Consider the following 20,596-nt stretch of genomic DNA (forward strand, 5'->3'; position numbering starts at 1 on the left):
CCGTCAGCCGCCAGGGGAGCGCCCATGGAAGCCGTCCTCACCGTGATCGTGCTGTTCCTCCTGACGCTCTTCACGCTCGGGGTGATCGCCACGGTCAAGACCGTGCGGGCGGTGCGACGCGGCGTGGAACGCACCGGTGTCCAGGCCCGCCGCGTGGTCACCGAGACGACCCTGCGGGCCAAGCGCGCCCAGCCGGGAGCCTTCGGCGAGCTGGCCTCGATGCGGCTGAGCCTGCGGCAGTCGGTCATCGGCACCCGGGAGGCGCTGGAGGCCTCCGTCGCGGGCGACCCGTCGCTGAAGGAGGCGCTGGGCCTGCTGGAGCGGCTGCGGGAGCACGCCCACGCGCTCGACGACGAGCTGCGGGTGCTGGAACGTGAGCCGGACCGCGCCCGGGTCTCCGCCCGCCTGCCGGAGCTGCGTGAGCGCACCGAACGCGTCACGCACTCCGCGGACTCGCTGCGCTGGGCGGCACAGGACCGCGCCCGGCAGTTCGCGGACGACGAACTCGCGGCGCTGGGCCGCCAGATCGAGCTGGAGGCGGGTGCCCTGCGGCACTGGGTCCCGGCGGAGGGAACGCGGGCGCTGGACGGGGAGGGGCTGGACGCGGGAGGGCTGAACGCGGGAGGGCTGAACGCGCGGAAGCCGGACGCGAAGGAGCGGCGGGGGCGGGCGTGAAGGGCGGGGGCTTTCGTGGGCGGCGCCGCGGCCCCGCGCCGCGATCGGGGTGACCGCCGAAGCCGTCCGGGCGGAGCGGACCGGTCCGTTCGGGGGCGGGCACTACTGTCGGCCCCGGCCGTAGGCCGGTAATCTCGCGCCCATGTCCGCCCATGTCGCGATCGTGACCGATTCCACGGCCTATCTGCCGCAGGAGGCGCTGACCCACCACCGCATCGTGGTCGTCCCGCTCACCGTGATCATCGGCGACGAGGCGCTGGAGGAGGGCACCGAGGTCTCGGCGCGTTCGGTCGCCACCGCGTTGCAGCGCAGGAAGCCGGTCAGCACCTCCCGCCCGAACCCGGAGGAGTTCGCCGCCGCCTACCGCACGGCCGCCGCGACCGGCGCCGGGGCGATCGTGTCGCTGCACCTGTCCGCCGAGTTCTCCGGCACGTACGACGCGGCGTGCGCGGCGGCGGCCGGGGCCGAGGTCCCGGTCCGTGTGGTGGACACCGGGATGGTGGCGATGGCGCTGGGCTTCCCCGTGCTGGCCGCGGCCGAGGCTGCGGAGGCGGGCGCGACGGTGGACGAGGTGGTGGGCGCGGCCGAGCGGCGGGCGGCGGACACCTCCGCCTACTTCTACGTCGACACCCTCGACTACCTGCGCCGCGGCGGCCGGATCGGGGCGGCGCAGGCGCTGCTGGGTTCGGCGCTCGCGGTCAAACCGCTGCTCCAACTCGCCGACGGGCGGATCCAGTTGCTGGAGAAGGTGCGCACCGCGTCGCGGGCCGTCGCGCGGCTGGAGGAGATCGTCGCCGAACGGGCGGGGGAGAGCGGTCCGGGCGACGCGGCCAAGGTGGACATCGCCGTCCACCACCTCGCCGCACCGGAACGCGCCGGGACCCTGGCGGACCGGCTGCGCGACCGCGTCCAGGGGCTGGGGGAGCTGCACGTCAGCGAGGTCGGCGCGGTGATCGGCGCGCACACGGGGCCGGGGTTGCTGGGGGCGGTCGTCTCGCGGCGGTGAGGGGGCTCGGCCTCTCGGCTTTCTTTTTTGGGCGGGGGCCGGGGCTTCTTTGGGGGGCGGGGGCGCCGTAGAAGGGCGGCTGCCCCCTCGTAAGGGTGACGAAGTTGTCCACAACTCCCGCGTCGTCCACGGAAATCCACCGCCCGGCCTGGGAAGGCGCGAACGTGCCTACGGTCAGTTGCCATGGGAACGCAATGGGCTACCGGTCTGGGGCTGGGACAGGCCGGGGATCACACGGGACATTTCGTCGGCACGGGACGAAGGGAGGACGCGGGACGGGTCGAGCACGCGGGGCGAGGTGAGAGCGGCGCGCGGCGGGCGGAGGCGTTGTTCGGTTCGCCGGTAGGGGTACGGGAACGGCCTCCGGAGCGGGCTGAGGGCGTGGCGTGGACGGAACCGGGCCGTGGTGCCGTTGGCGTGGGCATCGGTTCCGGCGTGGGCGTCGGTGGCGGCAGCGGTTCGGGCGGGCCGGCGGACGCGCGGGCGCGAGCGAGGTGGCGGGAGGCCGTGTTCGAACGGCTGCCGGTGTGGCTCCAGTTGAGATGCGGCATGGAACTGTGCACGGTCGCCGCGCTGGCCGGGGTGCTGGTGATCGCGGTCGCCCTCGCGGTGCACCACTTCTGGACCGGCCGCCCCCGGGCGATCGCGGTCCCGCCCGTCACCCGGGCGGCCATGTCCACCGGTGACGCCAGGTCCAGGCCGTCCGGTGCGCCGCCCGACGTCGCGCGTGCCGCGACGCCGAGCGCTTCGGCGAGCGTTGCCGTGCTGGTCGTGGACGTCAGCGGCAAGGTCCGCAGGCCCGGCGTCCTGCGACTGCCGCCCGGCTCCCGGGTGCTGGACGCGCTCACGGCGGCGGGCGGAGCCCTGCCCGGCGTCGACACCGGCACCGTCAACCTGGCCCGCCCGCTGGTGGACGGCGAGCAGATCGTGGTCGGCGCACCGCAGGCGGCGGCGCCCGCAGGCGGTCCGCCCGGTACGGCAGCCGGTGCCGCAGCGGCGGGAGCGCCGGGCGCCCCCGGCGCCCCGGTCAGCCTGGGCAGCGCGACGGAGGCGCAGTTGGACGCGTTGCCCGGCGTCGGCCCGGTGCTCGCGCAACGCATCATCGACTACCGCAACCAGCACGGCGGATTCACCTCCGTCAACCAGTTGCGCCAGGTGACCGGGGTCGGCGAACGCCGCTTCCAGGAACTCCAGCCATTGGTACGGCCATGAGTGCCGCGACGCGACCCCGCCCGCCCCGGCCCGGTCACCGGCAGCGGGAAGGTGCGCGGCGCGGTCGTCGGTGGCCGGAAGGTGCGCGGCGCGGTCGCTGGTCGCCGGAAGGACCGCGCCGCAGCGGGCCCCCAGACCCGAAGAACGAACGTGAGGAGCCGCACCCGAGGACCGATCCGCACGGCACTCCTCCCGAGCCCCCGGCCGACCTGCGCCTGGTCGCGCCCGCGCTGGCCACCTGGCTCGCGGCGGCCGTGGCACTGACCGCCCCCGCCGGTGCGGTGGCACTGGCGACGGCGGGCTGCGTCGCGGCGGGTCTGGTGCTGTGCTTCCTGCGGGTGCGCGGCGGGCGTGCCGGCCCTTCGGCCGCCGTGGTTCCGGGCCGGTTCGCGGCGGGGGCGCGCGGAGGAGTGTGCGGGGTCGTGGCGGCCACGTTGCTGTGCGCGGGCGCGGCGGCGGGAGTGGCCGGGCTGGACGCGGCCGGGTTGCGGCGCGGTCCGCTACCGGCGCTGGCCGCCCGACACGGCCATGCCACCGTGGAGTTGACGCTCACCGGTGACCCGCGCCGGGGCCGCCCGCGGGTGCTGGGCACGAGCCAGGCGCCGCCCTCGGTCGTCATCGAGGCGGAGGCGGGCCGGGTCACCGAGGCGGGCCGGACCACCGCCGTACGCACCCCGGTCCTGCTCGTGGTGGACTCCGGTCCGAGCACGGGCCGGTGGCTGCGCCTGCTGCCCTCCACCGGCCTCACGCTGGCCGTGCGCGTCGTCCCGGTGACCGAGCCGGGTGACCGCCTGGCTGTCGTCCTGCGCGCGACCGGACCGCCGAAGGTGACCCGGCCCCCGACGGCCGTCCAGCGCGTCGCGGGGGTGCTGCGCGCCGACTTGCGGACCGCCACCGATCAACTGCCGCAAGACGCAAGGGGGTTGCTGCCGGGCCTGGTGGTCGGCGACACCTCGCGCGTGACACCCGACCTCCAGGAGGCGTTCGAGGCGACCGACCTGGCGCACATCCTCGCGGTGAGCGGATCGAACCTGACGATCCTGCTGGCCCTGCTGGTCGGCCCGCCCGCACTCGCCACCCGGGCCGAGCGCAAGGGCGTCGCGGCCAGGCTCGGGCTGCCGCTGCGGGCGACGGCGGTGCTGGGCGGCCTGCTGACCGTGGGGTTCGTGGTGCTGTGCCGTCCCGAGCCGAGTGTGCTGAGGGCCGCCGCCTGCGGCCTGATCACCCTGCTGGCGATCGGCACGGGACGCCGCAGGGCGCTGCTGCCCGCGCTGGCGGCGGCGGTGACCGGCCTCGTCCTGTACGACCCGTGGCTGGCCCGCTCCTACGGTTTCGGGCTGTCGGCGCTGGCCACCGCCGCCCTGCTGGTCGTGGCACCGGGATGGCGCGAGGCGCTGATCCGGCGCCGGGTGCCGCACCATCTGGCGGAGGCGCTGGCGGCGGCAGCGGCGGCGCAGGTGTGCTGCGCTCCGCTGGTCGTGGTGATCGCCGCGCACGTCAGCCTGGTCGCGATCCCGTGCAACCTGCTGGCGGAGCTGGCCGTGGCACCGGCCACCGTGCTGGGTTTCGCGGCGCTGGCCGCCGCGCCGCTGTCGATGGCGGCGGCCAGGTCGCTGGCGTGGCTGGCCGGCTGGCCCGCGGGGTGGGTGGCCGCGGTGGCACGTCAGGGCGCCGAACTGCCCGGTGCCGGTGTGGACTGGCCCGGCGGCTGGGCGGGCGGGTTGCTGCTGGCGGCCGCCACCTGCGCGGCGCTGCCACTGGCCCGCCGGGCGCTGCGGCGTCCGTGGGCGTGCGGGGCGCTCGTGGTACTGCTGGTGGTCGCCGTGGCGCGTCCGGCGCCGCTCACCCGGCTGACCACCGGCTGGCCGCCACGGGACTGGAGGCTCGCCGCCTGCGACGTCGGGCAGGGCGACGCGCTGGTGCTCAACGCGGGCGCGGGTTCCGCCGTCGTGGTGGACAGCGGCCCCGACCCGGCGGCGGTCGGCGGATGCCTGCGGGACCTGGGCGTCGGCACGATCCCGTTGCTCGTGCTGACGCACTATCACGCCGACCACGTCGCCGGGCTGCCCGGCGTGCTGAGTGGCCGCCGGGTCGGCGCGATCGAGACGACCGGCCTCGAACGTCCCGCCGCGGAGGCGGCGTTCGTACGACGACTGGCGGGCGCCGCGCACGTGCCGTTGCTGCGCGCGGTCGCGGGAGAGCGGCGACGGATCGGTGATGTGTCGTGGCAGGTGCTGTGGCCGCCGGCGTCGGTGGACGAGCTGCCGGGGGACGATCCCAACGACGCCAGCGTCGCGATGCTGGTCAGGACCGGCGGGCTCAGCGTCATGCTGTTGGGCGACCTGGAACCGGACGCCCAGCGGGAGTTGCTGGCCCGCGACCCTAACCTGCCCCAGGTGGACGTCCTGAAAGTCGCCCATCACGGCTCGGCGTACCAGGATCCCGGTCTGCTGCGCAGGCTCCACCCCCGTCTGGCGCTGATCTCGGTGGGCGCAGGCAATACCTACGGCCACCCGGCTCCCCGCACGGTCACCGCCCTGCGCTCCGAAGGCGCCGTCGTCCTGCGCACCGACACCGAAGGCCCGATCGCAGTAACCGGCGACCGCCCCGAGGACCTGCGGGTGGTCACGGAGGGGAGGGGCGCGTGACGTTCACAGCAGCCAGACGCCGTCGCGCATCAAGGTGCGGGTGGGGAGTTCGGCGACGGTGCCCCACGCCTGGAGGACGCGCGGGGTCACTCGGAAGAAGACGTACGACGGGTGGTCCTCGCGGGGGTCCCAGCCCACCCGGGCCGCGAAGGCGTCGCCGACCGCCTGCGGAAGGCGCTCGCGGTGTACCGCCCGCGCGTCGCCCACGACGAGAACGACGTCCCGGGGATGCCCGAAGGCGAGGCGCGCCCGGCCCGAGGCGATCAGGTTGCGGCCGGTCGGATTTGTTTCGCGGGTGCACAGCCACACCGAGGCGCCGTCCCACCAGTACGACAGCGGCACCATGCACGGCGTTCCCGAGCGGTCGGCCGTGGCGACCCAGGTGTCCACGTCCCGGCGAAGCCGCGCCAACGCCTCCCGCTTGCGCTGCTCCGGGCGGCGCGACCCCGCCCGACCCGAGTCCGGCGCCCTGTCGTCACCGCCGTCTCCAGTCCCGTTCTCGATTCGCGTCATGCGTCACGACGTTAGCGACGTGACCGGCCTCGCGCCTCGGGCGCCGGACGCAGGGCCTGCGGCGTAGGACGGCTGGGACAGGGGCCGGACAGGTGGTGCGGGGCGGTCATTCCTCCTCGTGCCAGCCGTCGTACTCGGAGGCCAGCGCGTCCAGGTCGGTGCGGGTCAGCGCGCCGCCCGGGTCCTCGATGACGACCAGCCACTGGGCGTCCTCGGCGTCGTCCTCGCCCGCCAGGGCCTCACGGACGACCTGCGGGTCGTCCTCCAGGTCGAACCGTTCCGCGGCGGCCTCGGCCGCGTCTCTCGCGGCGTCCCGGTCCGGCAGTACCAACAGATGTCTCACAGCGTTCACCTGCACATTCTGCGATATGCCCTTCAGCGTCCGGCAGCCGGTCCCGGCACCGGTTGTCGGTGCCCCGTGGGATGCTGGTGCGCGATGGCGAAGAAGACTGCGACCGACGACCTGCTGGCCCCCGTCACCCTGGCGGTGGGCCAGGAAGACCTGCTGCTCGACCGCGCCGTGGCCGAGGTGGTGGCCGCCGCACGCGCGGCCGACGCGGACACCGACGTGCGCGACCTCGCGCCCGAGGCCCTCCAGCCCGGCACGCTGGCCGAGTTGGTGAGCCCCTCGCTCTTCGCCGAGCGCAAGGTCATCGTCGTGCGCAACTCACAGGATCTGTCGGCGGACACCATCAAGGACGTCAAGGCGTACCTGGGCGCCCCCGCCGAGGAGATCACCCTCGTCCTGCTGCACGCGGGCGGCGCCAAGGGCAAGGGCCTGCTGGACGCGGCCCGCAAGGCCGGGGCGCGCGAGGTGGCCTGCCCGAAGATGACCAAGCCCGCGGACCGACTCGCCTTCGTACGGGAGGAGTTCCGTACCGCGGGGCGCTCCGCGACCCCGGAGGCGTGCCAGTCGCTGGTCGACGCGATCGGCAGCGACCTGCGCGAACTCGCCTCCGCCTGCTCCCAGCTCGCCGCCGACGTAGATGGCACGATCGACGACGCGGTGGTCGCCCGCTACTACACCGGTCGCGCCGAGGCCACCGGCTTCGAGGTGGCCGACCTCGCGGTCACCGGGCGGGCCGTCGAGGCGCTGGAGCGGTTGCGCTGGGCGCTCGCCGTGGGCCAGCCGCTGCCGGGGATCACGTTCGCGCTGGCGTCCGGGGTCCGTTCCATCGGCAAGCTCGCCACCGCCCCGCGCGGTGCCCGTCCCGCCGACCTGGCCCGGGAGCTGGGCATGCCGCCGTGGAAGATCGACCGTGTGCGGCAGCAGATGCGCGGGTGGTCGGGCGACGGGGTGGCCGCCGCGTTGCGCGCGGTCGCCGAGGCCGACGCCGCGGTCAAGGGCGCCGCCGCCGATCCCGCGTACGCGCTGGAAAAGGCGGTCGTCACGATCGCCCGCGCGGCCCGCTCCCGTGGTTGATCAACCATTGATCAACGGTTGATGGCTGATCAACAGTTGATTGGCGAGGGCCGAGGCTGGCCGAAATCCACCGTCGCCCACCCACCACCGACGCCGTTCGCCCCGCTGCCCGCTGCCCGCTGCCCGCTGCCCGCTGCCCGCTGCCCGCTGCCCGCTGCCCGCTGCCCGCTGCCCGCTGCCCGCTGCCCGCTGCCCCAGCGGATACCCGCCATCCAGCATCCGTCCCCTAGAAACCTCGTCCCCCAGAAACCCTGTCCCCCAAAAGCCCCGCCCCCCAGAAACCCCGTCCCCGGAAAACGCCGAAGGCCCCCTCCCGTCGGGGAATGACGGGAGAAGGGCCTTCGTCGTACATCCAATGCGCCGCACCCGCGTGGCGAACGCAGGCCGCGTGCGGCGCGGGACCGGGCGGCGGGGCCGCCCGACGTGGTGCCGGGCCGGAGCGGTTGAGAGGGTCCGCTGAATCCGTACCGGCGGGATCGTCCCGGGCGTCGCTTCACGCGGAAGTTCGCGGAGGAAGCCGTCGCGGGACGGGAGTTCAGGAGCCGGAGCGAGTCCTCAGTGGGTCGGCGGGACCGTTCCGTACCTGGGTCGAACAGGGTCAAGCGGAAGGATCAAGCCTGGACGGAGGCGACCGACTTGGCCAGGGCCGACTTCTTGTTGGCGGCCTGGTTGCTGTGGATGACGCCCTTGCTGACAGCCTTGTCCAGCTTGCGCGAAGCGGTGCGCGCGGCCTCGGCGGCCTTGGTGGCGTCGCCGGACTCGACGGCCTCGCGGGTGCGACGGATGGCGGTCTTCAGCTCGGACTTGACGGCCTTGTTGCGCTGCCGGGCCTTCTCGTTGGTCTTGATCCGCTTGATCTGGGACTTGATGTTCGCCACGTAGAGCCTCTGGTAGATCGATGGTTTCGTGAGGAGCGCCCCGCGCTGAAGACGGCACGAGGCACAGTGGCCCAGGTTACCAGCAGGCCCTCAGCACGCCCAAACCGGTCTCCCGCCCGCCCGGCGCCCCGCGCGCCCCCGTGGTCATGGGACTATGGAGGCTACGTATCGATCCGACCACAGGCGACAGGCGCCCCACCAAGGTGCCTAGAGAAACAGGACCCTGCGTGCCCGCGACCCCTTCCCACGTGCCGGAGCCGAGCCGTACCGACCCGGCGCTGATCCGCAACTTCTGCATCATCGCGCACATCGACCACGGCAAGTCCACGCTCGCCGACCGGATGCTCCAGCTGACCGGTGTGGTCGACCAGCGGCAGATGCGCGCTCAGTACCTGGACCGCATGGACATCGAGCGTGAGCGCGGCATCACGATCAAGTCGCAGGCGGTCCGGCTGCCGTGGGCGCCGACCACCGGCGACGGCCAGGCCACCACGCACGTCCTCAACATGATCGACACCCCCGGCCACGTCGACTTCACCTACGAGGTCTCGCGTTCGCTGGCCGCCTGCGAGGGCACGATCCTGCTGGTGGACGCCGCCCAGGGCATTGAGGCGCAGACCCTCGCCAACCTGTACCTGGCGCTGGAGAACGATCTGACGATCATCCCGGTGCTCAACAAGATCGACCTGCCGGCCGCCCAGCCCGAGAAGTACGCCGCCGAGCTGGCGCACATCATCGGCTGCGACACCTCCGACGTGCTCAAGGTGAGCGCCAAGACCGGCGACGGCGTCGCCGAGCTGCTGGACGAGGTCGTCCGGCAGGTCCCGGCCCCGGTCGGCGACGCGAACGCGCCCGCCCGCGCGATGATCTTCGACTCGGTCTACGACTCGTACCGCGGTGTCGTCACCTACGTGAAGGTCGTCGACGGGAAGCTGTCCCGGCGCGAGCGCATCCAGATGATGTCCACCGGCGCCGCCCACGAGCTGCTGGAGATCGGCGTCTCCGCGCCGGAGATGGCCGCCTCCGACGGCCTCGGCGTCGGCGAGGTGGGCTACCTGATCACCGGCGTCAAGGACGTGCGCCAGTCGAAGGTCGGTGACACCGTCACGCAGCTGCACAAGGGCGCCACCGTGCCGCTGGGCGGCTACAAGGACCCCAAGCCGATGGTGTTCTCCGGCCTGTACCCGCTGGACGGCTCGGACTATCCGGAGCTGCGCGAAGCGCTCGACAAGCTCCAGCTCAACGACGCCGCCCTGGTCTACGAGCCGGAGACCTCCGCCGCGCTCGGCTTCGGCTTCCGCGTCGGCTTCCTCGGGCTGCTGCACCTCGACGTGATCCGCGAGCGGCTGGAGCGCGAGTTCGGCCTCGACCTGATCGCGACCGCGCCCAACGTGGTCTACCGCGTGATCATGGAGGACGGCTCCGAGCACACCGTCACCAACCCGAGCGAGTTCCCGGTCGGCAAGATCAACGAGGTCTTCGAGCCCATGGTGCGCGCCACCGTGCTGGCGCCCAGCGAGTTCATCGGCGCGATCATGGAGCTGTGCCAGACCCGCCGCGGCGCGCTGCTGGGCATGGACTACCTGTCCGAGGACCGCGTCGAGCTGCGCTACACGCTGCCGCTCGCCGAGATCGTCTTCGACTTCTTCGACCAGCTGAAGTCCAAGACCCGCGGCTACGCCTCGCTGGACTACGAGCCCACCGGCGAGCAGACCTCCGAGCTGGTCAAGGTCGACATCCTGCTGCACGGCGACAAGGTCGACGCGTTCTCCGCGATCCTGCACAAGGACAAGGCGTACGCGTACGGCGTGCGCATGGCGGGGAAGCTGCGCGAACTGATCCCGCGCCAGCAGTTCGAGGTGCCCATCCAGGCCGCCATCGGCAGCCGCGTCATCGCCCGTGAGACGGTCCGCGCGATCCGCAAGGACGTGCTGGCCAAGTGCTACGGCGGCGACATCTCCCGTAAGCGCAAGCTGCTGGAGAAGCAGAAGGAGGGCAAGAAGCGGATGAAGATGGTCGGCAACGTCGAGGTCCCGCAGGAGGCGTTCATCGCCGCGCTCTCCACGGACGACGGCGACACGGCCAAGGCCAAGAAGTAGCCCGTCACCATGTGAAGACGGTCACCACGTGACGGTCACCATTTAGGGGCGCGGGGAAATTTAGGGGCGCGGGGAACTGCGCGATCAGCCACAGCGGACCGGCGGTTGGGCAACGGCATTCACCCGTCGTCTGTCGGCCGCAGGCCGGTGGTCGGCCGGTCGCGCAGTTCCCCGCGCCCCTGCGTGGGCACCGGGGTCGGACAGTTCCCCGCGCCCTTGCGTGATCACTGGGGTCGGACCGCCTCCGGCCGTAACGGGTGCGAGCCCGAACCGTTACGCACGGTGGCAGCGGCGCGACCGGCGCGGCGCCAGAAGGGATCCGCGGTATGACTGACTCCTCGATCGCCAGGCGGGCGCTGTTCGTCGCGACGGGCTCGGCGCTGGCGCTGGGCGCGGCGGTGTCGGCGGCCTCGCCGGCGCTCGCCGACGACTTCGACGGCGGCCACCTCAGCGTCAACCAGGGTACGGAGTGCGCGCTGCGCGACGTCGGCGACGTGGGCCGCAACGTGGTGGCCACCGGGGCGCTGCCGAAGGTCTTCAACAACGTCGGCAACGGCACCGGGCGCGTGGACGGCGTCAAGGAGCTGTGCCACGCGGTCCAGCAGACCCCGCGCCCCACCCACATCGCCCCCGCGCACGCCGCCGCCCACCACGGCGCGGTGCCGCGGGGCGGACAGGTCCAGTCCCACCAGGGCACCGGTCTCCTCGGCGGTCTGCCGATCGGCCGCCACTGAGGCCACCGACGCCACGGACGCCACCGACGCCGTCGAGCCCCGCGTCCGTCACCGTCGCCGGGCGCCGCTGGGCGCCGCCGGGCCTCCCCGTGGACGCCCGGCGGCCCGCGGAAACGCTTCCGTGGACGCCCGGCGGCGGATGTGGAGGAAGTATGTATACGGCACGCACCTCGCTCGTCACGGTTTGAACAACCGCCGCCCAACGGGCGTTCAGGCCTTACATGCCGCGAGATCGGCGTCTACCCTGATGGCTGCCTAAAGGTTACTGGCGAGTCACTAGCAATGAGCGGGCCCCGGAGGTTTTCGTGACGCAGACACAGCCAATGATCGAGAACCGGCCGCCCTCCGTGGCCCACCTCTTCCTCCAGCGGGTCGAGGCGACGCCCGATCACGAGGCGTACCGGTACCCGGTGCCCGCGCAGGGCGGCGGTCCCGATCAGTGGCGGTCGCTGAACTGGAGCCAGGCCGCGCAGCGCGTCCACGCGATCGCCGCAGGCCTGATGGAGCTGGGCGTACGGCCGGAGGAGCGCGTCGCGATCGCTTCCGGTACCCGTGTGGAGTGGCTCCTGACCGACCTCGGCATCCTGTGCGCCGGCGCCGCCACGACCACCATCTACCCCAGCACCAACGCCGACGAGTCGAGCTTCATCCTCGCCGACTCCGGCAGCCGGGTGCTGTTCGCGGAGGACGCCGGGCAGCTGGCCAAGGCCCGCGAGCGCCGTGCCGAGCTGCCCGAGCTGGCGCACGTCGTGGTGATCGACGCCTCCGCGGTGCCCGGCGGCACGGCCGACGACGGCTGGGTGCTGTCGCTGGAGGAACTGGAGCGGCGCGGCGCCACCTATCTGGAGACGCGCCCGCAGGCCATCAAGGAGACGGTGGCGGGCATCACCGCCGACCAGCTGGCCACCCTCATCTACACCTCCGGCACCACCGGCCGCCCCAAGGGCGTGCGGCTGCCGCACGACTGCTGGTCGTACATGGCCAAGGCGATCGCCTCCACCGGCCTGCTCGGCCCGGAGGACGTGCAGTACCTGTGGCTGCCGCTCGCGCACGTCTTCGGCAAGGTGCTCACCGCCGGCCAGATCGAGATCGGTCACATCACCGCGGTCGACGGCCGGGTCGACAAGATCATCGAGAACCTGCCGGTCGTCCAGCCCACCTACATGGCCGCCGTTCCCCGCATCTTCGAGAAGGTCTACAACGGCGTCGCCGCCAAGGCCCGCGAGGGCGGCGCGGCCAAGTACCGCATCTTCCAGTGGGCCGCCGGGATCGCGCGGGAGTACGCCAAGGTCTCCCAGGAGAACCGCAGGGCGAGCGGCAACCCCTCGGTCCCGTTCGGCCTGTCCGTCAAGCACGCGGTCGCCGACAAGCTGGTGTACGCCAAGATCCGCGAGGCGTTCGGCGGACGGCTGCGGGCCTGCGTCTCCGGCTCGGCCGCGCTCGCGCCGGAGATCGGCTACTTCTTCTCCGGTGCCGGCATCCACATCCTGGAGGGCTACGGCCTGACCGAGTCCTCCGCCGCCAGCTTCGTCAACCCGGGCGAGGCGTACCGCACCGGCACGGTGGGCAAGCCGCTGCCCGGCACCGAGGTGCGCATCGCGGAGGACGGCGAGATCCTGCTGCGCGGCCCGGGCATCATGCAGGGCTACCACGGGCTGCCGGAGAAGACCGAGGAGGTGCTGGAGCCGGACGGCTGGTTCCACACCGGCGACATCGGCGAGCTGTCGGAGGACGGCTTCCTGCGCATCACCGACCGCAAGAAGGACCTGATCAAGACCTCGGGCGGCAAGTACATCTCGCCCGCCGAGGTCGAGGGCCAGTTCAAGGCGGTCTGCCCGTTCGTCAGCAACGTCCTGGTCATCGGTGCCAACCGCAACTTCTGTACGGCACTGATCGCGCTCGACGAGCCGACGATCGAGACCTGGGCCAAGGAGCACGGCCAGGAGGGCAAGCCGTACGCGGAGGTCGTCGCGAGCGAGGGCGCGCGGGAGCTGATCCAGGGCTATGTGGACCGCATCAACGCCGACCTCCAGCGCTGGCAGACGATCAAGAAGTTCCGCCTGCTGCCGAGGGACCTCACCGTCGAGCACGGCGAGCTGACGCCGAGCCTGAAGCTGAAGCGGCCGGTGGTGGAGCGGGAGTTCCAGACGCTGATCGACGAGATGTACGAGGGCACGCGGGAGGCGTAGTCCCGGGGCGCGCGGGGCCGGGGACGGGGGCCGGGTACGCCGTCCCGGTCCCGGGCCGGTCCGAGGGGCGCACCGATGCCGGACAATGGACGCATGCCCTCCGCTCTCCCCGACGGCGAAGCCGTTCCCGCCGACGGCTCGCTGCCGCCGTCCGCGCTGGACGGTTCCGCCTCCCGCCCGCTCGGCTTCTACCTGCACGTTCCGTACTGCGCAACGCGTTGCGGATACTGCGACTTCAACACCTACACCGCCACCGAGCTGCGCGGCTCCGGAGGAGTCCTGGCCTCGCGGGAGAACTACGCCGACACCCTGATCGAGGAGATCCGGCTCGCCCGCAAGGTCCTCGGCGACGACCCGCGCGCGGTCGAGACGGTCTTCGTCGGCGGCGGCACGCCCACCCTGCTGCCCGCGCAGGACCTCGGCCGGATGCTGGCCGCGATCCGGGAGGAGTTCGGGCTCGCGGAGGGCGCCGAGGTCACCACGGAGGCCAACCCGGAGTCCGTCGACCCCGGCTACCTGGAGCGGTTGCGGGAGGGCGGCTTCAACCGGGTCTCGTTCGGCATGCAGAGCGCCCGGCAGCACGTGCTGAAGGTGCTGGACCGCACCCACACCCCGGGCCGTCCCGAGGCCTGTGTCGGCGAGGCGCGGGCCGCCGGGTTCGCGCACGTCAACCTGGACCTGATCTACGGCACCCCCGGGGAGTCCGACGACGACTGGCGGGCGTCGCTGGAGGCCGCGATCGCCGCCGGGCCCGACCACGTCTCCGCGTACGCGCTGATCGTCGAGGAGGGCACCCAGCTGGCCCGCCGCATCCGCCGCGGCGAGATCCCGCCGACCGACGACGACGTGCACGCCGACCGCTACCTGATGGCGGAGGAGGCGCTGTCGGGGGCGGGCTTCGGCTGGTACGAGGTGTCGAACTGGGCGACGACTCAGGCCGGACGCTGCCGCCACAACGAGCTGTACTGGCGCGGCGCGGACTGGTGGGGCGCGGGCCCGGGGGCGCACAGCCACGTCGGCGGCGTGCGCTGGTGGAACGTGAAGCACCCCGGCGCGTACGCGGCGGCGCTCGCGGAGGGCCGGACCCCCGGGGCGGGCCGCGAACTGCTGTCGGACGAGGACCGCAGGGTCGAGCGCATCCTGCTGGAGCTGCGCCTGTCGGACGGCTGCCCGCTCACCCTCCTCCACGAGCGCGGCGCCCGGGCCGCGGCCCGAGCGCTGACCGACGGCCTGCTGGCCCCGGCCCCCTACGCCCAGGGCCGAGCCGTCCTCACCCTGAAGGGCCGCCTCCTCGCGGACGCGGTGGTCAGGGACCTGGTGGACTGAGCCGCCTATCCCGTGACGAAATCGATCAACTCCTCCACCCGCCCCAGGAGTTCGGGCTGGAGGTCCTTGTAGGAGTTGACGTTCGACAGGATGCGGCGCCAGGCGGCGGGGGTGTCCTGGGGCCAGCCCAGAGCCGCGCAGACGCCGGTCTTCCAGTCCTGGCCGCGCGGGACCCTCGGCCACGCGGGGATGCCGACGGAGGACGGCTTCACCGCCTCCCAGATGTCGATGTACGGGTGGCCGACGACCAGCACGTCGTCGCCGGTCACCTGGGCGGCGATACGGGACTCCTTGCTGCCGGGCACCAAGTGGTCGACCAGGACGCCGAGGCGCGCGTCCGGCGCGGGGGAGAAGTCGGCGACGATCGCGGGCAGGTCGTCCACCCCCTCCAGGTATTCCACGACCACGCCCTCGATCCGCAGGTCGTCGCCCCAGACGCGTTCGACCAGCTCGGCGTCGTGCCGCCCCTCGACGTAGACGCGCCCGGCGCGGGCCACCCGGGCCCTGGCGCCCTGGACGGCGATCGAACCGGACGCGGTCAGCCTCGGGCCGCGCGACGCGGACGCGGCCACCGGGCGCACCAGCGTGACGGTCTTGCCGTCCAGCAGGAAGCCGCGCGGCTCCAGCGGGAAGACCCGCAGCTTGCCGAAGCGGTCCTCCAGCGTCACGGTGCCCGCCTCGCACGCGGTCACCGCCCCGCAGAAGCCCGTGGTGACCTCCTCCACGACCAGGTCGCGTTCGGCCGCCACCTCGGGTGCGGGCGCGGTCCGCTTCCACGGCGGGGTCAGGTCCGGTCCGTAACTCCTGCTGCGCATGGGCCAGATGCTACCTACGCCACGCCGAACCGCCGGGCCAGCGCGTCGCGTTGCTCGCGGACGAACCGGGCGTCCACGCAGGCGCCGTGCCCCGGCACGTAGACCGCCGTCTCGCCGCCCAGCTCCAGCAGCCGGTCCAGCGCCGCGGGCCAGGCCCCCGGAACGGCGTCGGGACCCGCCTGCGGGGCGCCGGACTCCTCCACCAGGTCGCCGCAGAAGACCACCGCCGGGGTGCCGGGGACGAGCACGGCCAGGTCGTGCCCGGTGTGGCCGGGGCCCGCCACGACCAGCCGCGCCCGGCGCCCGCCCAGGTCGAGGTCGGCGGCCGTGTCGACCGGTACGCCGGGCAGGGGCAGGGCCTGCGCCGCCTCGGCCGCCTCGTCGGGGTCCACCCCGTACTTCACGGCGTCCGCCCGCAGCGCGCCGCGTTCCCGCTCCAGCAGCGCGACGAGGCCCCGGGCGGCGTGCACCCGTACGCCAGGGCCGAAGCCCGCCGTGCCCAGCACGTGGTCGAAGTGGGCGTGGGTGAGGACGACGTCGGTGACCTCGCGGCCGGTCAGCTCCCGCACCTGGCGGCTCAGCAGCCCGCCCTCGCGCACCGTGGAGCCGGTGTCCACCACCAGCACGCCGTCCGTGCCGACCACCACCCCGATCGTCACGTCGAGGAACGGCAGCCGCCGCCGGGCGACGCCCGGCGCCAGCCGTTCCCAGCCGTCGGGGCCGCCGCCCGGGCCCTCCGGGACCCCGGACCCTCCCTGGTCTTCCCAACTGTTGTCCACAGGCACGACGCTATCCGCAGGCACCCCGCCACGCGCGCGGTACCGTGGCTGCGCGGACGGGGGAGGGCCGCCCTTGCCGGGGTCTTGCCACCGCGCCGTACACTGGCTCAGGGGAATCTGGCACTCGGTACCGATGAGTGCCAGCAGCCGGGCCCCACGGCTCGCCAGACGCTTACGGCTTGGAGGTGCGCGCGAATGCTCAGCGAACGCAGGCTCGAAGTGCTGCGCGCCATCGTCCAGGACTACGTGGGCACCGAGGAGCCGGTCGGCTCCAAGGCGCTCACCGAACGGCACCGGCTCGGTGTCTCCCCCGCGACGGTCCGCAACGACATGGCGGTGCTGGAGGAGGAGGGCTTCATCCACCAGCCGCACACCAGCGCGGGCCGCATCCCGACCGACAAGGGCTACCGGCTCTTCGTGGACCGGCTCGCGGGCGTCAAGCCGCTGACCTCCGCCGAGCGCCGGGCGATCCAGAACTTCCTGGACGGCGCCGTCGACCTGGACGACGTGGTCGCGCGCACCGTGCGGCTGCTGGCGCAGCTCACCCGCCAGGTGGCGGTCGTGCAGTACCCGTCGCTGACCCGCTCGACCGTGCGTCACGTCGAACTGCTCTCGCTCGCCCCCGCACGGGTGATGCTGGTGCTGATCACCGACACCGGCCGGGTGGAGCAGCGGCTCGTGGACTGCCCCGGGCCGTTCGGCGAGACGTCGCTCGCGGACCTGCGGGCGCGGCTCAACAGCAGGGTCGTGGGACGCCGGTTCGCCGATGTGCCCTCGCTGGTGCAGGACCTGCCGGACTCCTTCGAGCCCGACGACCGAGCCTCGGTCTCGACCGTCCTGGCCACGCTGCTGGAGACGCTGGTCGAGGAGACCGAGGAGCGCATCATGCTCGGTGGCACGGCCAACCTGACCCGGTTCAACCACGACTTCCCCCTCACCATCCGCCCGGTCCTGGAAGCGCTGGAGGAGCAGGTCGTGCTGCTCAAGCTCCTCGGCGAGGTCAAGGACGCGGGTGTGACGGTACGCATCGGGCACGAGAACGCCCACGAGGGACTGAACTCCACGTCGGTCGTCGCCGTCGGCTACGGTTCGGGCGACGAAGCGGTCGCCAGGCTCGGCGTGGTCGGCCCGACCCGTATGGACTACCCCGGAACGATGGGAGCGGTACGCGCAGTGGCGAGGTACGTCGGACAGATCCTGGCGGAGTCGTAAGTGGCGACGGACTATTACGCGGTCCTCGGCGTACGACGCGACGCGGGCCAGGACGAGATCAAGAAGGCGTTCCGCCGTCTCGCACGCGAGCTGCACCCGGACGTCAACCCCGACCCGAAGACCCAGGAGCGGTTCAAGGAGATCAACGCCGCCTACGAGGTCCTCTCCGACCCGCAGAAGAAGCAGGTCTACGACCTCGGCGGCGACCCGCTGTCGGCGGCCGGGGGCGGCGCGGGCGCGGGCGGCTTCGGCGCCGGGTTCGGCAACTTCAGCGACATCATGGACGCGTTCTTCGGCCAGGCGTCGCAGCGCGGACCGCGGTCGCGCACCCGGCGCGGCCAGGACGCGATGATCCGGCTGGAGATCGAACTGGACGAGGCGGCCTTCGGGACGACCAAGGAGATCCAGGTCGACACCGCCGTGACCTGCGGCACCTGCAACGGCGAGGGCGCGGCCCCCGGCACCTCGGCGCAGACCTGCGACATGTGCCGCGGCCGTGGCGAGGTCTCCCAGGTCACCCGGTCCTTCCTGGGCCAGGTCATGACCTCCCGCCCCTGCCCGCAGTGCCAGGGCTTCGGCACGGTCGTGCCCACCCCCTGCCCGGAGTGCGCCGGTGACGGCCGGGTCCGCTCGCGCCGCACGCTGACCGTCAAGATCCCGGCGGGTGTGGACAACGGCACCCGCATCCAGCTCGCCGGCGAGGGCGAGGTCGGCCCGGGCGGCGGCCCGGCGGGCGACCTGTACGTGGAGATCCGGGAGCTGCCGCACACGGTCTTCCAGCGTCGCGGCGACGACCTGCACTGCACGGTGACCATCCCGATGACGGCCGCCGCGCTCGGCACCAAGGTGCCGCTGGAGACGCTGGACGGGCTCGACGAGGTGGACATCCGCCCCGGCACCCAGTCCGGCCAGTCGATCCCGCTGCACCAGCGCGGCATCACCCACCTGCGCGGCGGCGGACGCGGCGACCTGGTGGTCCACGTCGAGGTGCAGACGCCCTCCAAGCTCGACCCCGAGCAGGAGGAACTGCTGCGCAGGCTGGCCGTGTTGCGCGGCGAGGAGCGGCCGTCCGGCCACTTCCAGCCGGGCCAGCAGGGCTTGTTCTCGCGGCTGAAGGACGCGTTCAACGGGCGGTAGCCGCCCGGCGTCCGGTCCCGGGGCGGGAGGTGCGCCCCCGTCCCGGGACCGGGGTGCGGCCATGGCACGATGTCCCCATGGCCGCGTTGAACGACCTTGTGAGCACGCCCGTCATCCAGGCGCCCATGGCCGGCGGGGCCTCCTGCCCCGCGCTGGCCGCCGCGGTGAGCGAGGCCGGAGGCCTGGGGTTCCTGGCCGCCGGCTACAAGACGCCCGAGGCGGTCCGGGACGAGGCGCGCAGAACGCGGGAGCTGACCGCACGCCCGTTCGGCGTCAACCTCTTCATGCCGCAGCCCGACACCGCCGACCCGGCCGCCGTCGAGGTCTACCGCGGGCAGCTCGCCGGTGAGGCCGTCCGGTACGAGACCGCGCTCGGCGCCACCGACGGCGGCACCGACGACGCGTTCGACGCCAAGGTCGCGCTGCTGACCGCGGAACCGGTGCCGGTCGTCAGCTTCACGTTCGGCTGTCCCACCCGCGAGGTGGTCGACGCCTTCCGCCGGGTCGGCACGTACACCGTGGTCACCGTCACCTCGCCCGCCGAGGCGCTGGCCGCGCGGGACGCCGGGGCGGACGCGGTGTGCGCGCAGGGCGTGGAGGCGGGCGGCCACCAGGGCACCCACCGCGACGACCCGGAGCTGGACGGCGCGGGCAGCGGGCTGCTGGCGCTGGTCACCGAGGTCCGCGAGGCGGCGGGCCTGCCGGTCGTCGCGGCCGGCGGGATCATGCGCGGCGCCCAGATCGCGGCGGTGCTCGCGGCGGGCGCGTGCGCCGCGCAGTTGGGCACCGCGTTCCTGGTCTGCCCCGAGTCCGGAGCCAACGCGCTGCACAAGCGGGCGATGACCGACCCGCGCTTCACCCGCACCGAGCTGACCCGGGCGTTCTCCGGACGCCCCGCGCGCGGCCTGGTCAACCGGTTCATGCGCGAGCACGGCCGGTACGCGCCCGCCGCCTACCCGCGGGTGCACTACCTGACCGCGGGCCTGCGCAAGGCCGCCGCCGCCGCGGGCGACCCGCAGGCGATGGCGCTGTGGGCGGGCCAGGGCCACCGGCTCGCCCGCGACCTGCCCGCCGCCCGCCTCGTCGCCGAACTCGACGCCGAACTGGCCGCCGTTCGCGCCGGGTTGACGCACGCGCCCACCGGGGTGGCCCGCCCGTGACCGCCCCCGTCTTCGTCACCGACCCCGGACACCTGACCGCCGCCCCCGGCGAGCGGGTCACCCTGTCCGGACCGGAGGGCCGCCACGCCGTCTCGGTGCGCCGCCTGCACGCGGGTGAGGAGGTCGTCCTCACGGACGGCGAGGGGACGGCCGTCGTCGGCACGGTCACCGCGGTCGAGGGCAAGGACCGCCTGGAGGTGACCGTGGCGCGCCGCGTCGAGGAGCCGCCGCCCGCACCCCGGATCACCGTCGTCCAGGCGCTGCCCAAGGGCGACCGCGGCGAACTGGCGGTGGAGACGATGACCGAGGCGGGCGTGGACGCGATCGTGCCGTGGGCCGCCTCGCGCTGCGTGACCCAGTGGAAGGCGGAACGCGGCGCCAAGGCGCTGGCCAAGTGGCGTGCCACCGCCCGCGAGGCCGGCAAGCAGGCCAGACGGCTGCGATTCCCCGACGTGGCCGACCTCATGACGACCCGTCAGGTGGCGGACCTCCTGTCCGGTGCGGCGTTCGCCGGCGTGCTGCACGAGGAGGGCAGCGCGCCGCTGGCCTCCGCGCCGCTGCCGGAACGCGGCGAGATCGTGCTCGTCGTCGGCCCCGAGGGCGGCGTGGCCCCCGAGGAGCTGGCGGCGTTCGAGGCGGCCGGGGCGGGCGCGTACCGGCTGGGGCCGACCGTGCTGCGCACCTCCACCGCGGGCGTCGCGGCGACCGCCCTGCTGCTCGGCCGCACCGGCCGCTGGAGCTGAACCCCGCACCGGCCACCTGCACCGCGACCGGGGCCCGAACCCGGCCC

The 20,596-nt window shown here is 73.6% G+C and carries 18 protein-coding genes; 13 read left to right on the forward strand and 5 right to left on the reverse strand.

Going from position 1 to position 20,596, the window contains the following annotated elements:
• The first annotated feature begins 24 nt into the window (after positions 1-24).
• The 4 genes from K7472_RS23675 to K7472_RS23690 all read left to right on the forward strand — a co-directional run bounded on the left by K7472_RS23675 (position 25) and on the right by K7472_RS23690 (position 5,541).
• Entirely contained in the window at positions 25-675 is a 651-nt protein-coding gene (locus K7472_RS23675; protein ID WP_252396127.1) for a hypothetical protein, read from the forward strand.
• 142 nt (positions 676-817) lie between these two features.
• Positions 818-1,681 (forward strand): DegV family protein, encoded by an 864-nt coding sequence (locus tag K7472_RS23680; protein ID WP_222980566.1) that lies wholly within the window; start codon positions 818-820, stop codon positions 1,679-1,681.
• A 507-nt stretch (positions 1,682-2,188) separates the two neighbouring features.
• A complete protein-coding gene (locus tag K7472_RS23685) occupies positions 2,189-2,893 on the forward strand; it encodes a ComEA family DNA-binding protein (protein WP_308014053.1) in 705 nt (234 codons plus the stop codon).
• Positions 2,890-5,541, forward strand: a complete 2,652-nt coding sequence (locus K7472_RS23690; protein WP_222980567.1) for a ComEC/Rec2 family competence protein — start codon at positions 2,890-2,892, stop codon at positions 5,539-5,541. Before K7472_RS23685 ends, K7472_RS23690 begins: the two co-directional genes overlap by 4 nt.
• A 3-nt stretch (positions 5,542-5,544) precedes the next feature.
• Here K7472_RS23690 and K7472_RS23695 read toward each other — a convergent pair whose 3' ends face one another.
• Both K7472_RS23695 and K7472_RS23700 read right to left on the reverse strand, forming a co-directional pair.
• On the reverse strand, positions 5,545-6,054 hold the full coding sequence (locus K7472_RS23695) for a pyridoxamine 5'-phosphate oxidase family protein (RefSeq protein ID WP_222980568.1): 510 nt from the start codon (positions 6,052-6,054) through the stop codon (positions 5,545-5,547).
• A gap of 106 nt (positions 6,055-6,160) precedes the next feature.
• Positions 6,161-6,406 carry a hypothetical protein gene (locus K7472_RS23700; RefSeq protein WP_222980569.1) on the reverse strand — a complete coding sequence of 82 codons (246 nt, stop codon included), beginning with the start codon at positions 6,404-6,406 and terminating at the stop codon, positions 6,161-6,163.
• An 84-nt stretch (positions 6,407-6,490) separates the two neighbouring features.
• On the opposite strand from K7472_RS23700, the gene holA reads away from it, so the two are divergent.
• Positions 6,491-7,477, forward strand: coding sequence for a DNA polymerase III subunit delta (gene holA, locus K7472_RS23705; RefSeq protein ID WP_222980570.1), 987 nt, complete (start codon positions 6,491-6,493; stop codon positions 7,475-7,477).
• 611 nt (positions 7,478-8,088) lie between these two features.
• On the opposite strand, the gene rpsT is transcribed toward holA, so the two are convergent.
• Positions 8,089-8,355 (reverse strand): 30S ribosomal protein S20, encoded by a 267-nt coding sequence (gene rpsT, locus K7472_RS23710; RefSeq protein WP_222980571.1) that lies wholly within the window; start codon positions 8,353-8,355, stop codon positions 8,089-8,091.
• Positions 8,356-8,582: 227 nt separating this feature from the next.
• Between rpsT and lepA the strand changes: the two genes are divergently transcribed.
• The 4 genes from lepA to hemW all read left to right on the forward strand — a co-directional run bounded on the left by lepA (position 8,583) and on the right by hemW (position 14,703).
• Positions 8,583-10,454, forward strand: a complete 1,872-nt coding sequence (gene lepA / locus K7472_RS23715; protein ID WP_222980572.1) for a translation elongation factor 4 — start codon at positions 8,583-8,585, stop codon at positions 10,452-10,454.
• 326 nt (positions 10,455-10,780) lie between these two features.
• Positions 10,781-11,188 (forward strand): hypothetical protein, encoded by a 408-nt coding sequence (locus K7472_RS23720; protein WP_222980573.1) that lies wholly within the window; start codon positions 10,781-10,783, stop codon positions 11,186-11,188.
• Between the two features lie 323 nt (positions 11,189-11,511).
• Positions 11,512-13,377, forward strand: a complete 1,866-nt coding sequence (locus K7472_RS23725) for an AMP-dependent synthetase/ligase (protein ID WP_252396137.1) — start codon at positions 11,512-11,514, stop codon at positions 13,375-13,377.
• Between the two features lie 93 nt (positions 13,378-13,470).
• On the forward strand, positions 13,471-14,703 hold the full coding sequence (hemW, locus tag K7472_RS23730) for a radical SAM family heme chaperone HemW (protein ID WP_222980575.1): 1,233 nt from the start codon (positions 13,471-13,473) through the stop codon (positions 14,701-14,703).
• A 5-nt stretch (positions 14,704-14,708) separates the two neighbouring features.
• Here the strand turns inward: hemW and K7472_RS23735 are convergent, their stop codons facing one another.
• A complete protein-coding gene (locus tag K7472_RS23735; protein WP_222980576.1) occupies positions 14,709-15,518 on the reverse strand; it encodes a DUF3097 domain-containing protein in 810 nt (269 codons plus the stop codon).
• 14 nt (positions 15,519-15,532) lie between these two features.
• Positions 15,533-16,297: an MBL fold metallo-hydrolase gene (locus tag K7472_RS23740; protein ID WP_222980577.1), complete on the reverse strand. Its 765-nt coding sequence runs from the start codon at positions 16,295-16,297 to the stop codon at positions 15,533-15,535.
• Between the two features lie 195 nt (positions 16,298-16,492).
• Here K7472_RS23740 and hrcA point away from each other — a divergent pair, with 195 nt between their 5' ends.
• The 4 genes from hrcA to K7472_RS23760 all read left to right on the forward strand — a co-directional run bounded on the left by hrcA (position 16,493) and on the right by K7472_RS23760 (position 20,549).
• Positions 16,493-17,509, forward strand: a complete 1,017-nt coding sequence (gene hrcA / locus K7472_RS23745) for a heat-inducible transcriptional repressor HrcA (RefSeq protein ID WP_222980578.1) — start codon at positions 16,493-16,495, stop codon at positions 17,507-17,509.
• Positions 17,510-18,646: a molecular chaperone DnaJ gene (gene dnaJ / locus K7472_RS23750; protein WP_222980579.1), complete on the forward strand. Its 1,137-nt coding sequence runs from the start codon at positions 17,510-17,512 to the stop codon at positions 18,644-18,646.
• Between the two features lie 77 nt (positions 18,647-18,723).
• Positions 18,724-19,806, forward strand: coding sequence for a nitronate monooxygenase (locus K7472_RS23755; RefSeq protein ID WP_222980580.1), 1,083 nt, complete (start codon positions 18,724-18,726; stop codon positions 19,804-19,806).
• Positions 19,803-20,549, forward strand: a complete 747-nt coding sequence (locus tag K7472_RS23760) for a 16S rRNA (uracil(1498)-N(3))-methyltransferase (protein WP_222980581.1) — start codon at positions 19,803-19,805, stop codon at positions 20,547-20,549. Before K7472_RS23755 ends, K7472_RS23760 begins: the two co-directional genes overlap by 4 nt.
• Positions 20,550-20,596: the final 47 nt, after the last annotated feature.

The sequence above is a fragment of the Streptantibioticus parmotrematis genome, from assembly GCF_019890615.1.
Classification (GTDB): domain Bacteria; phylum Actinomycetota; class Actinomycetes; order Streptomycetales; family Streptomycetaceae; genus Streptantibioticus_D; species Streptantibioticus_D parmotrematis.